General features: G+C 39.5%; 16 protein-coding genes and 1 pseudogene. 11 read left to right on the forward strand and 6 right to left on the reverse strand.

All coding sequences use genetic code 11. From position 1 onward, the window contains the following. The first annotated feature begins 353 nt into the window (after positions 1–353). Complete coding sequence (gene hcp / locus F6K18_RS28980) at positions 354–2000, forward strand: hydroxylamine reductase (RefSeq protein ID WP_287526052.1); 1647 nt, start codon at positions 354–356, stop codon at positions 1998–2000. Between the two features lie 206 nt (positions 2001–2206). Here the strand turns inward: hcp and F6K18_RS28985 are convergent, their stop codons facing one another. Further along, a complete protein-coding gene (locus F6K18_RS28985; RefSeq protein ID WP_287526005.1) occupies positions 2207–2404 on the reverse strand; it encodes a hypothetical protein in 198 nt (65 codons plus the stop codon). Between the two features lie 268 nt (positions 2405–2672). Between F6K18_RS28985 and F6K18_RS28990 the strand changes: the two genes are divergently transcribed. The 8 genes from F6K18_RS28990 to F6K18_RS29020 all read left to right on the forward strand — a co-directional run bounded on the left by F6K18_RS28990 (position 2673) and on the right by F6K18_RS29020 (position 8085). Continuing rightward, positions 2673–3824, forward strand: a complete 1152-nt coding sequence (locus F6K18_RS28990; RefSeq protein WP_287526008.1) for a N(5)-(carboxyethyl)ornithine synthase — start codon at positions 2673–2675, stop codon at positions 3822–3824. 95 nt (positions 3825–3919) lie between these two features. Beyond that, a complete protein-coding gene (locus tag F6K18_RS28995; RefSeq protein ID WP_287526011.1) occupies positions 3920–4048 on the forward strand; it encodes a hypothetical protein in 129 nt (42 codons plus the stop codon). A 248-nt stretch (positions 4049–4296) separates the two neighbouring features. Beyond that, on the forward strand, positions 4297–5295 hold the full coding sequence (locus F6K18_RS29000; protein ID WP_124143863.1) for a hypothetical protein: 999 nt from the start codon (positions 4297–4299) through the stop codon (positions 5293–5295). A gap of 13 nt (positions 5296–5308) precedes the next feature. Next, positions 5309–5599, forward strand: a complete 291-nt coding sequence (locus F6K18_RS29005) for a hypothetical protein (RefSeq protein WP_287526013.1) — start codon at positions 5309–5311, stop codon at positions 5597–5599. Next, positions 5592–5702: a zinc ribbon domain-containing protein gene (locus tag F6K18_RS36955; RefSeq protein WP_124143865.1), complete on the forward strand. Its 111-nt coding sequence runs from the start codon at positions 5592–5594 to the stop codon at positions 5700–5702. Before F6K18_RS29005 ends, F6K18_RS36955 begins: the two co-directional genes overlap by 8 nt. Before the next feature lie 648 nt (positions 5703–6350). Further along, positions 6351–6575 carry a hypothetical protein gene (locus tag F6K18_RS29010; protein ID WP_124143866.1) on the forward strand — a complete coding sequence of 75 codons (225 nt, stop codon included), beginning with the start codon at positions 6351–6353 and terminating at the stop codon, positions 6573–6575. Between the two features lie 16 nt (positions 6576–6591). Continuing rightward, on the forward strand, positions 6592–7458 hold the full coding sequence (locus F6K18_RS29015) for a NifU family protein (protein WP_287526015.1): 867 nt from the start codon (positions 6592–6594) through the stop codon (positions 7456–7458). Between the two features lie 426 nt (positions 7459–7884). Then, positions 7885–8085, forward strand: coding sequence for a hypothetical protein (locus F6K18_RS29020; protein WP_287526017.1), 201 nt, complete (start codon positions 7885–7887; stop codon positions 8083–8085). 210 nt (positions 8086–8295) lie between these two features. Here the strand turns inward: F6K18_RS29020 and F6K18_RS29025 are convergent, their stop codons facing one another. Continuing rightward, complete coding sequence (locus F6K18_RS29025) at positions 8296–8574, reverse strand: hypothetical protein (RefSeq protein WP_287526054.1); 279 nt, start codon at positions 8572–8574, stop codon at positions 8296–8298. Further along, positions 8534–8924: pseudogene (locus F6K18_RS29030) on the reverse strand (IS630 family transposase); the annotation flags it as partial. The gene F6K18_RS29025 and the pseudogene F6K18_RS29030, both read right to left, overlap by 41 nt. A 57-nt stretch (positions 8925–8981) precedes the next feature. Here F6K18_RS29030 and F6K18_RS29035 point away from each other — a divergent pair. Further along, a protein-coding gene (locus tag F6K18_RS29035; protein WP_375341365.1) for an IS1 family transposase occupies positions 8982–9679 on the forward strand; the annotation gives its coding sequence in 2 pieces (ribosomal slippage) (positions 8982–9267 and positions 9267–9679; 699 coding nt in all). 155 nt (positions 9680–9834) lie between these two features. Here the strand turns inward: F6K18_RS29035 and F6K18_RS29040 are convergent. Then, positions 9835–9987 carry a hypothetical protein gene (locus F6K18_RS29040; RefSeq protein ID WP_287526020.1) on the reverse strand — a complete coding sequence of 51 codons (153 nt, stop codon included), beginning with the start codon at positions 9985–9987 and terminating at the stop codon, positions 9835–9837. A 327-nt stretch (positions 9988–10314) separates the two neighbouring features. On the opposite strand from F6K18_RS29040, the gene F6K18_RS29045 reads away from it, so the two are divergent. After that, positions 10315–10449 carry a hypothetical protein gene (locus F6K18_RS29045; protein WP_287284768.1) on the forward strand — a complete coding sequence of 45 codons (135 nt, stop codon included), beginning with the start codon at positions 10315–10317 and terminating at the stop codon, positions 10447–10449. A 363-nt stretch (positions 10450–10812) separates the two neighbouring features. On the opposite strand, the gene rimK is transcribed toward F6K18_RS29045, so the two are convergent. Both rimK and F6K18_RS29055 read right to left on the reverse strand, forming a co-directional pair. After that, entirely contained in the window at positions 10813–11718 is a 906-nt protein-coding gene (rimK, locus tag F6K18_RS29050) for a 30S ribosomal protein S6--L-glutamate ligase (RefSeq protein ID WP_287526021.1), read from the reverse strand. 27 nt (positions 11719–11745) lie between these two features. After that, positions 11746–12198, reverse strand: a complete 453-nt coding sequence (locus tag F6K18_RS29055) for an ATP-dependent zinc protease (RefSeq protein WP_287526023.1) — start codon at positions 12196–12198, stop codon at positions 11746–11748. Positions 12199–12927: the final 729 nt, after the last annotated feature.

Consider the following 12927-nt stretch of genomic DNA (forward strand, 5'->3'; position numbering starts at 1 on the left):
TGAAATCGGTTATTTATTCTGATTTTTTTACTATTAAAATACATCCATCGAACTTGATTTTGTTGTATATAGAAATATTAAGTTTTAATGAAATTAAGTCCTTTGAAGAAATATAATAGTTTATAGCTAGTCAATACAGCTAGTCAGTAGTAGACTGACACAGCTAAAACTGTGCAATAGATTTTTGTTTCTAGGTGTCTTGATCCCCTCATCCCCCATCCCCCCATATCCCATCTAATGCAACATTTAAAGTGTGTCAGTCCAGTAGTCCAGTAGGGTGTGTTAGCGGTAGCGTAACGCACCGAAACGAAACTACAGTAAAGAACACCAAATAGGAGAAAAAAATTATGTCTATGTTTTGCGAACAATGCGAACAAACTGCCAGTGGACAAGGATGTCATCAGTGGGGATCTTGTGGCAAAAGTCCAGAACTCAACGCCATACAAGATTTATTGGTTTACTGCTTGCGTGGGTTGGCAGAAGTCAGACTCCGAGCAAAAGAATTAAACATTCCCACTAGAGAAATAGACGTTTTCATCTGTGAGTCAATATTTGCCACAATGACAAATGTTAACTTTAACAAAAAAAGCTTTGCTGAATATATCAAGCAGGCGATCGCTCACCGGGAAAACCTGAAAACCAAAATCCAAAAAACTAATACATCTATTCAATGGTCTGCTTTAGCTAACTACCAACCAGACTATACTGAAAGCTTATCCCTTCAAGGCGAAAATGCTTCCCTGAAATTTATTACCCACTCTGGCAGTAATGTTGATATATTCTCCCTCAAACTCACCGTTATTTATGGCATTAAAGGTGTTGCTTCCTACAATTTCCATGCTCAGGAGTTGGGAGAAGAGGATGAAAAAATTTATGACTTCATCGCCGAAGCATTAGTTGCCCTGGATAACCAAAACCTGACCCTTAATGACTGGGTAAACCTAGCATTGAAAGTGGGAGAAATTAATCTCAAAACAATGGAACTTTTAGATGCAGGTCATACTAAAACCTATGGTCATCCTGTTCCCACTACCGTACCGTTGAACCCCCGGACAGGAAAAGCAATTTTAGTTTCCGGTCACGATATTAGACAACTCGCAGAAATCTTAAAACAAACTGCGAATACTGGCATTACCGTCTACACTCATGGAGAACTTTTACCTGCCCACGGTTATCCGCTTTTGAAGCAACAATATTCTCACTTCTACGGTCATTATGGCACCGCTTGGCAGAATCAGACTAAGGATTTTGCTAAGTTCCCTGGTCCAGTTATTGTGACAACTAATTGTTTGATGCCTCCCCATGAAAATTATGAGGATAAGTTGTTTAGTATTGGTCCGGTGGGATATCCCGGAATGACTCATTTAGATGCGACAACAGATGGTATGCCTGATTTTACTTCTGTAATTCAAAAGGCGTTGTCGATGCCTGGGTTTACTGAAGATGGAGAACCAAAACAGGTAATGGTTGGTTTTGCTCGGAATACAGTGTTGAATGTTGCTGATACTGTAGTAGAGGCGGTCAAGCAAGGAAAAATTCGTCATTTCTTTTTAGTCGGTGGTTGCGATGGAGCAAAACCTGACCGCAATTATTATACGGAGTTTGTGGAAAAGGTTCCAGAAGATTGTGTGGTTTTGACCCTTGCTTGTGGTAAATTCCGCTTTTTCGATCGAGAAATGGGTATGATTGGGGAAATTCCTCGGTTGATGGATGTTGGTCAATGTAATGATGCTTATTCAGCTATTCAAATTGCTGTAGGTTTGGCAAAAGCGTTTAATATGGGTGTGAACGAGTTGCCGTTGTCGATGATTTTGTCTTGGTATGAGCAGAAGGCGGTAGCTGTATTGTTGACTTTGTTATATTTGGGAATTCAGGATATTCGGTTGGGGCCAACTTTACCTGCATTTATTTCGCCCAATGTGTTCCAGTTGTTGAGCCAAAAGTATAATTTACAGGCGATCGCTACTCCGGATGAAGATTTAGCTGCTTGTTTAGGTTGACTGGGATGTTTATCGTATAGCTAAGGAGTCAGGAGTCAACCCACCCGCGGGTCCCTCCCAGGAGGGGAAGTCAGGAGTCAGAATTCAGGATTTAGTAGTTAGAAGTAAAGAAAGGATTTGAATAGCATAAATTTTTAAATTCGTATTCAATAGAACATCTGTATTAAGATCGGGAGTCAGGAGTTAGCTATTATTTGGTAGTGGTGTTACCCACCTAAAACTGTGCAACAGATTTTTGTTTCTAGTCCGGTAATGTTGTAAGCGGGTTCAATGTCCAATAAATATTCTACAATTAACCCAGTACCTATTCCGATATCTAATAAATCTCTAGCATCTCCGATCACTTCAGCCAGTTCGCCAGCAATTTCATGGTAGTTCCTGTACTTTTGAACAATTTTGAACAATATCGTCATAAAATTGGGCTAGCTTTTGATATTGGTCGTTCATAGTTTCTATTTAATACTCCTGAATATTGTCGGAAATTTCTGTTTTTTATATCTGCTGAATTAACTTAATTACATCTAATTATATATCATAAAAAAAGGTTATTGTCAACAAATTAACGGTCATTAATACCAATTTTATTTGGCGCGTTCAATTAATCTTTCTATTTACCAACGTCAAAAATTGTAATAATAGATAGAAAATTGTAATAATAGATAGAATAAAGTCATGTTAGAGAATCAATTGACCATGGGAATAGTTGGCACTTCTAATAAAGAAAATGAATTTAGAGTTCCAATTTTTCCATCTCATTTTGAGCGAATTGATGAACATCTACGGAAGAGAATTTTTATTGAAAATGGGTATGGAGATAGATTTAACGTCAGTAAAAAAAAGTTAGAAGTATTATTTGCAGGGATAATGAGTCGTGAAGAATTGTTTAAGAAGTGCGATATAATCCTTTTACTTAAACCTACACAGAAGGACTTTATTTACTTTCAGGAAGGTCAAATTCTCTGGGGTTGGACTCATTGCGTACAAGGAGAGTCTATTACTCAAGTAGGTATTGACAAGAAAATGACTTTTATTTCAAATGAAGCTATGTTTACTTGGAAATTAAACGAGAGTAAAGGTATCCATATTTTTCATAAAAATAATGAAATAGCTGGATATTGCAGTGTTCTTCATGCACTTCAACTTGCAGGATTAACAGGTTACTATGGCCCTCCACGAAAAGTCGCCATTTTGAGTTTTGGTTCAACAGCTAAAGGCGCTCTACAAGCTCTATTAGGACAAGGATTCCATGATATATACATTTATAGTCAACGTTCACCTTATACTGTATCTGCGCCCATTTCTTCGAGTCGCATTAAACAGTTTATGAGGTATAAGTCTGGTTCTACAGAAGTTGTGGTCAAAGAGAGTAATGGCAAAACTAAAAGTATTGCTGAAGAATTGGCTAGTTATGACATTATTGTTAATTGCACTTTGCAAGATACAGATTATCCAATCATGTATTTTACGGATGGTGAACTCGAACTTATCAAAGAAGGAACTCTGATAATAGATGTAAGTTGCGATTATAAAATGGGCTTTAGCTTTGCTGTTCCTAACTCATTTGAAAAACCCACAGTTCAAATGAATCGAGGTATTACATATTACGCTGTAGATCATACTCCCACATATCTCTGGAATTCCTCTACTTATGAAATTAGCCAGTGCATTATCCCTTTTATTAATGTTGTTATGGGAGGAAAAGAAGCATGGCAAAAGAACATGACTATTGATAAAGCCATTGAAATCCAAGATGGTAATATTCTAAATAACAGAATCTTGCGCTTTCAGAATCGTAAAAGTAGTTACCCTTATTCAAAGTTATAGTAGTCATATTTGGGATTTTACAAACAAGCTCTCTGCTAAAAACAGGATATTTCCTTTGCCCCGATGCGGATATTGCCACCCGTCTCCCCAAAAGTTTGGTTCCTTACCTTCTTGAAGAAGGAGACAGGAGACAGGAGACAGGAGACAGGAGACAGGAGGAAAATTACATGGGGATAGTCAACGACCTGCCGCTCCGCGTCTACGCTCCCCCAAGTAATGCGTGAACACTCCAGTTGACGGTGGGGTATTAAACCCACAAAGAAAATGATAAATATTGGTTATGTCGATCGCCGGATTTAGCGTAGTATGCGATCGATAATATTACTCAAATTCGGTGAAAATATAAAAAGAGTATAAACAATAAGAGGGTAATTAAGTATATTGATAAAATAAAAATAACTTGAAAGTTAGACTTGGATAATCATCACAAAAACAACATATTTTCGTTGAAAATACTAATTTATTAAAAATTGTGCTTCAAACTATTAGTGATACCTCTGTTAGAGCAGCACTGAATGCCATTGAATCTGAATCAGCAAATGTTTCAGAAAAAATTCAGATGCTGATAGAAATGGCAAATGGGTTGCAACAAAAACCAAAAGACCCTAAACAACTGGATAATGCTATTGGCCTATATCAACAAGCTATAGAATTATCCAGCAACGATTATCCTCTGCTGCAAGCAAGAGCATTGGTAGGAATGGCAACAGCCTTAAGAGCTATGCCAGGAGAAGGACCCGATCTATTGCTAGAGGCAAGAGAAGCTTATGAAACTGCCCTAGAAATATTAAGGGAAGAAGGAATACCTGAAGAAGTTGCAGAAGCAGAAATGAATTTAGGCTTGGTATTACAAGCATTAGTTAGTTTTAACTTGGCAACAATGAAACAGGTAATAGAAGCATATCAGCGGGGGTTACTAATATTTACCGCAGATAAACACCCACAAGAATATGCCATATTGCAGAATAACATCGCGATCGCTTATCTCTCGATGACCCTATCTCCAGAAAGAGAGGGTATGCGACAAGCAATGGCAGTACAATCATTTGAGGAAGCATTAAAGGTAGTTAACCTCATCGAACATCCCAACGAATACGCGATGTTGCAGAACAACCTGGCCAATGCTTTACAATACCTCCCCAGTCTGCATCCGATAGACAATAATTTGCGGGCATTGACTGCATACAATGAAGCCTTGAAAGTCCGTACAGCAAAAGATACACCATTAGAGTATGCAGCCACTATCTCTAATAAAGCCAACCTGCTATACAACTTACCAGATAATCCAAAACATCCAGAAACAGGAAATCAGCAAAATCTACTCCAGGCAAAAATGCTCTATGAAGAAGCTCAAGCAATTTTTTGTCAGTATAGCCAAGTAGAAAGAGCAACAATAGTTTCCGAAGCATTAGCAGCAGTAGAAAGCGAACTATCACTTTTTGATTTTGACTCAGCAGTTACTACTAGATAGGAGGATAAACAAAATGAGCGGTCTAATTACCGTTGTCAGTACTCTGATTACAGACTTGGAAGCTATACCAGGCTTTCAAATTTTTATCAGTAACTTAGTTACTGGAGAAATTACAATACTAACAGCCATATTCTGGCTAGGAGTTGCTAGCGGAATTTCGATTATTGCTGGTGCTATTGGTGGAATATGGTTGGCAGGAAAAGATTTAGGTTATAGTCTAGCTGCCATGATTGGTGGATTGTTTGGCCCTGCTGGTGTGATTCCGGCAGTTATTGTTGGCTTGGCAATTTTAAAATTTGTTTAGGAGCTTTGACTGCCCTGAGTGTGGGATATCTATAGACCGCGATCTGAATGCGAGTATTAATTTAAAAAATGCGGTCCGCTTGACCGTCAATGCCTGTGTATGAGTAACCGCCAACGGTCTCAGTTGTTTGCATAGCATTCCGTAGGAAAGCAGGAAGTAAACATTAAAATGTCACTAATTATGCGGTGCGACCCCGCGTCGGCGCAAGACGCAAGCGGTCAGACCCCGCGACGACGCCAGCTCGCTTGCGGTCGGAACCCGCGTCGGCGTCAGACGCAAGGGAATGCCGACCAAGAGAGGGAATGCTGACCAAGAGAGGGAACGCGCACCAAGAGAGACGTTTTATATCGGTTTTATGAAGCAGCAAGACATTGATTTAGGTAAGATGCACAGATGTTGAGCGTCTCCCTCGCTAATGGATTCGTATATCAAATCTGCTGCATCATATTTGTAAATCTTTGAAAAGATTTTAGTTGTTGGCAACGACAGGTTTGACAATCAGGTAGTCCTACTTGTGTAATGGTAGATGGGGATGAACAATGGTGCTTCATGGGAGCAAGATACGAGCAAGGGAGCAAGATGCTTCCACTGCTTTTGTCCTTGAAAAATAATTAAAATAGACCACCATTACAATGCACCACTACCTAAATGTTTGAGTATTTGTTACAAACTTCAAACCATGCAATGAATATAAATGAATATATTCGTGCAACCCTACAGTAACTAACAGTTGAAAAAAGGAGAAACAATTATGCTAGAAGTCGGTTGGTTTAGTACCAAATTATTATTCAAAGGAAAACTACTACGAAATCCATTTTATTTTTTCAAACAAGTAGCCATAGGTACTTCTTTTGGTGCTCTATTACTAATAGTAATGGCACAAATGGGAACAACACTATTGTTTCCAATTATTATTTCTAGTTTGGCAACTGGAATCTCTATGCCATTTTTGCTGAAAGATTTGAAGTTGCAATAGGAAGAAAATAATAAAAATGACTCAAGCCAAACTTCCCTTGCAAGAGTCTGTGAGTCTAGAATCTCTAGTATCTGATATTAATCATTTTGAGCAGGCGATCGCTCATTGGGATGAAAATCAAAAAGTAGTGGTTGAAGGGTTGAAAAATTCCATAGAAGCATTACACAAAGAAGCTTTAACCCGATTAATTCGTAGTGTTAAACAGGAATCTATGCCAGCATTGCGTCAGGCAGTGCAAGATGAAGTAGTTTATAGTCTACTGCGTTACCACGAATTAATTAAACCACCTACGCCTTCTCTAGAAATCAGGGTTCAACAGGCATTAGATGAAGTGCGTCCCGGTCTGCAAAGTCATAATGGCAATGTGGAATTACTTGCCATAAAACTACCGGATACCGTGGAAGTAAAATTAGTGGGAAACTGTAGTAATTGTCCTGCTTCAACCTTAACCATGAAAGATGGAGTCGAGCAGGCAATTAAAACCCACTGTCCGGAAATCAAAAATGTAGTTTCGGTCAATACTCCAGTTACTGGAAAAGCAAGCAATACTATTGCGAGTCCCTTTGTTGCACAAGAGGAAACAGGTTGGGTTGCTTTAGCAAATATTGACCAGATACCGAAAGGTGGTATTTTAGCTGTTGATATGGATGGGTTGAAATTAATTTTGACTCGTGTGGGTAATGATGTTATTGCCTATCGTAATAGTTGTAGTCATTTAGCCAAACCTTTAGATGAAGGAGAAGTAATAGAAGGTATTCTCACTTGCCCATTTCATAACTTTAAATATAACTTAGCAACCGGACAATGTTTGACTGCTCCAGAAATGACCTTGCAACAGTATCCGGTAACTATAAGAAGCGGTCGAATTTTGATTAAGTTTTAGGTAGAGAAAAGTTTCAAGTTTTGAAATTAGATATCTGTGAAAAAGAATGTAAGAACATTCCAAGGAGCATCCCTACAATTATTTTAGGAAATGCTGGGGCACAATAATATTTATGTGCCCTATTTTTATAGATTATGTCCCCTAGAAAACCACTTGATCTAGCAATTAGATAAGAGAAGAATCACTGATATTAGTTAACCGACTTGCGATCTGCTCTGGACTAGCTAAAGTATTTTCTAGAGTAGTTAAAAGTTGGTTATCTAATTTTGACATACTCCCGACGTTGCGCATAGCGCGACAACGCGGGATTCTTCAGTCATGAAAAAAATGACCGCTGTTTCGTGTGAGGTGATGTCCTCCCCCTGTGTTGACGTTGATAATAACATGCATACCTCCTAGCTTGTCAAGGGTATAGGAAGGTTTTATTTGTGGAGGTATCCGACTATTGGCCCTAGCTTTCCCATCCCTCCGCTCCCCTTCGGGAGAGCGCGGGACTTCCCGCCAGGGAAGTTAAAAGCTTGTAGTGGGTGGGGATATGGGGAGTGTGGGGAGATGGGGAGATGGGGAGATCGAGTCCGTTGGTATCGTTTGTGTAAATCTAAGGGTGAATATCTACAGGAAATTTAAGTTTTTTTTCAGCCTTTTAAGCCTTCTTCTCTTTTCCTTCTTCCTTCTTACTTTCCCTTACAATACTGATGCTATCAGACTTGATTTGAATATGCTTTTTAAGCTTTTTGAGAGTTCCTCGCAGATCAAACAGCAATATGCACGATCGCATCACCTTGATTAACCAGAGGATTTTGTAAACTACCGATAACTATTCCTGCACAGGAAGCATTAACAGTAGTATTTTTTTTCTCCAAAAGCATCTGAAATTATACCTAAAACTTGCTTCTTAGTAACTTTCTGACCTAGTTTGACATATAGTCTCAAAATCCCACTATTAGAAGCTCTCACCCACTTAGTCTCATAAACTTGTACCGTTGGTTGTGGATCTATGTACGTTTCTTGTTGATACATATTTAATGCTCCCATTACCTGCATAATCCCTTCTACTCTTACTAGCGCGTCTAGACTAAAATTGTGGGTAAAGATGATGTAGCTTGACCCTAGCATCAGCAGTAGAAAAGCGCCAATGAACCTTAGCTTGAGAAGCATTGCGTTCATCCTGCCATGCTCGAAGTTCTTGCTCTAGTATGCGATTTGCTGACGCAACGCTACCGCGAACGCTCCGAATCCGGCGATCGAGACATTGTTGATGAAGGAAGTACGCTTAATTCTATTTCTGCGATATTTAGCCAACTACCATTGCGTGGGGTATGGTGAATTTCAAGGTGTCGAGCTAATTGATCAGCTTCTGATGCAGGAAACGCTTGATACAAAGAACCAATATGATCAGTGTTAAGATTGTCGCAGACTAACTTGACCTTGCGTGCATTTGGATAGTCCACTAATAGGGTAGTCCTGTAAAAGTAATAATATGTGGAGTAAAATGAGGAAAATAGTCAACCATAGTTACCACTATGCCCAACTGCCCTCAATGTCACGGTCAACCCGTTGTCAAAAATGGCCAGCTCCACAAGGGTAAACAACCCTTCAAATGCCACCACTGTGGTCGCCAGTTGATTGAGCATCCCACTCAAAATACCATTTCTGAACAGACTCAAGCTGGGATTGACCCGATGCTGCTGGAACGCATTTCTCTGACTGCCATTGCTCGGGTGGCTCAACTGTCTGAAAAATGGCTTCAAGATCATGTACTTGCCAAATATGCAGAGGTTCCTCCACTGGTGAAAACATCCCAAAAAAAAAAGGGAAGTTAACGTTGCCAGCATTGGAGATGTGGTCGTTTGTAGACAACAAAGGAAATCAGCAGTGGGTTTGGGTAGGACTGGATCAGGAAAGGCGGCAGATTGTTGGGGTTGATATCGGTAAACCAGATCGGGAAGCAGCCAAGGAACTGTGGTCTTCTCTACCAGGGGTAGATCGCCAGTGTGCAATAGTCTACACAGATTTTTGGCAGGCAGATGAACAGGTAGTCCCGAGCAAAAGACATGGAGCAGTGGGCCAACAAACGGGTCAGACAAGCTATATTGAAAGGTTCAACTGTACGATCAGACAAGGAGTATCGCGATTAGTGAGCACAGCACTATCCTGTTGCCAGAAACTAGAAAATCATATCGGAGCGATTTGGATGTTTATTGATCACTACAATGCCTGATTGCAGACATCATTACTTTTTTAGGACTACCCACTAATAGTAGATGACGTATCTCTTTTGCCCACTCAATACGAGTCCTATGTTCATAGCTTTTAACTCGTCGCCAACCGCGAATCGGGTCTAAAAATAGAAATATAGCTCTAGTATCATTGCGTTCATAGTGATAATCCTATGAACGCATCGTGACCTAGTTGAATAGGAATTAATTGTTTAACATCCCCTTTTAATTCCAAGACTGCTTCATCCATACAAATTAATGGTTGATCATCAGAGTGTTCAGCTATGTAGACATCTAGAAGTACTTCCATTTGAGCTACAAAGCGGGCGCTGTCTTTTCCCAGGATGCAATATCGTTGTTTCTTCCCAGGCCGCAGTTGGTTTTTTTTAAACTCTGACCTATTGTTTCTCTACTGATTTCGGTAACTATTCCACGTCGTTTTAGCTGCGAAACGAGCAAAGTGAGTGTCCATCGCACATGACCAGATGGAGGCTCATGCTACAATCATGACCATGAGATGAGCCATCTAGTTTTCTGGGCACTGGAGGAGTGCTACGTTGGCGACGTTCTAGGTCAGGGAGCATTCCATTCTGCACAAAGTCTTTGCGAAGTGGATTACTGATTAATGAACTTCTGAATGAATGCTTTTAAACATGGTTTTCCTGACCAAAGAGTAGGAAAGGTTCAGATTGCGATGTTTAAAGATGTTAATCAAAAATTAGTCTTTGAAGTATGTGATAATGGTATTGGAATACCTTCAAAAGTTAATTAGGAAACTTCTAACTCTCTAGACCTAAAACTCGTCCGTCTTTTGGCGAAACAGTTAAATGGAACTATTACTTTTGATACTTCTAACGGTACATCTATTAGCTTAATTTTCTCAGAGTTAAAGTACAAAAAACGGTTTTAAAATGTCAATTATATTATCTTTGGAGGTATGACAATGAAAATCCCTCTACCTCCTCTAAATTTCCCATTACTCCTGAGTTATAACTCCTGAGTTCTGACTCCTACCCCTGCCAAAAGACTTTTTCAGCAAACCCTAATTATTAATTATTAATTATTAATTGTTGAAACCTACCACCTAATAACTTTACGGTCGCTAATTATCCGGACATAATATAACTACAGCTTGTCAATCTTCAATGCGATCGCGCACTTGATCTTTTTCTGCATTCTTCTCTAAAAACTCAATTATCTTGCCAGAAACATCTACTCCTGTAGCTGCTTCTATTCCTTCTAAACCGGGAGAAGAATTCACTTCCATTACCACTGGGCCATGATTAGAGCGTAACAAATCTACTCCAGCAACTCTCAACCCCATTGCTTTAGCTGAACGCACAGCAGTTGAACGTTCTTCAGGAGTTAATTTAATTTTTTCTGCTTTACCACCTCGATGCAAATTTGAGCGAAATTCTCCCTCAGCTCCCTGTCTTTTCATAGCTGCTATTACTCTATCTCCTACTACAAAACATCGCAAGTCTGCACCACCTGCTTCTTTAATAAATTCTTGCACTAAAATATTAGCATCCAAGCCACGAAAAGCTTCAATAACTGACTTAGCAGCTTGATAAGTTTCTGTTAAAACTACTCCTATTCCTTGAGTTCCTTCTAATAGTTTAATGACCAAAGGAGCACCTCCCACGATATTAATTAAACCATCAATATCTTTAGTGGAATGAGCAAACCCAGTTACAGGTAATCCAATTCCTTCTCTAGCTAATAATTGCAAACAATGTAATTTATCACGAGACCGAGAAATGCCTTGAGAAGGATTTGGGGTAAACACTCCCATCATTTCAAACTGTCTAACTACAGCCGTTCCATAAAATGTTTTAGAAGCACCAATGCGAGGAATTATAGCATCAAATCCTTCCAAAGGTTCACCCATATAAATCACTTGAGGCTTCATTGAAGTAATATTCATATAACACCGCAAGTAATCAATAACTTGCACTTTGTGACCTTTTTTTTTCCCTGCCTCTAGCAATTTTTTAGTTGAATAAAGAGTTGGGTCAGTGGATAAAATAGCGATTTTCATTTTGTTGTTTTCTACAATTTTTTCCTCTTATTTTTGACTATTTATTGGGTTTTTATCTAAATAGGATTTGCCTGGGTCAATCAAGAAAAATTCTCGCACTGCTTGTCGCCCTAATAACATTCTAAATCCCATTAACTCCCGATTAGTTAATGTTAGCTCAATTTGCCATTTTTTGTTCATTAAATTTACTTCAGTTAAAATGACAGGACGTAATTCTGCTGTTCCGCTAGAACTACGAACATGACGTTCATCTATTAATTGTGCTTCAGCAATTACCGTTTGATTCGTATCTCGTTGTTTAGGATGAATTTTAAATCTTACTCTTGGTTTATGATCAATTTCAAAGGTCTCAATATCAAAAGCGTGTAAACTAGAAGTACGAGCGCCAGTATCGATTTTTGCCTTGATTTTAGTAATGCCAATTTCCGGTAATTTTATCCATTCCCGCCAGCCAATAATTGGTAATTCTTGATGTTTCATTTTGAGTTTTAGAGAATAGGGAGTAGGGAGTAGGGAGTAGGGATTAGGAGTTGTAGGGTGCGTTAGACGGTTAAAATTTAGACTGCGAAAACATTTAACAATCCGTCGTAACGCACCATTTGAGTTGTGTCATATCAAATCCGGTTAAACAGCCATAGAATGGTTAAGTTAGGAGTCCTCAGGAGTCAGGAGACAGGAGTCAGGAGCAGAAAGAATTACAAAGATGAGGGTAGTTATGACGATTGAAGATTTTTTTTATGTCCAATTAAACGGATTTGATATCACTCTACTACATACTATTACTTATTGACTTTTAAGTTTTAACTCATATCATAAGATGGTGCGTTACGGCGCAATTTTACGTTTTGAAGTACAACCACATTTACATGGTTGCGCCTCATGCACCCTACTGGACTGATACAGCTAAAACTGTGCATTAGGGGGTAGGGGAGTAGGGAAGTAGGGGACCCACCCGCGCGCCCCTCCCAGCAGGGGAGTAGGGGAGTAGGGGAGAAAGATTGTTGTTGGGTTTATCCTACGGATAAGCTGACGCTAACGTCCCTCAACCCAACCTACACCTATTGCACCATTGAAGATGTGTCAGTCTACTACTAGCGTGTCTAGCCTGAAAATGTGGGTGAAAAAACCTAACCCCCCAACCCCCTTCCCTACTAGCGTTGGGGGGATATCTCCCCTCTCGGAGCAGGAGAGGGGTTGGGGGAGAGGTCT

This window comes from Okeania sp. SIO2C2 (genome assembly GCF_010692625.1).
Classification (GTDB): domain Bacteria; phylum Cyanobacteriota; class Cyanobacteriia; order Cyanobacteriales; family Microcoleaceae; genus Okeania; species Okeania hirsuta.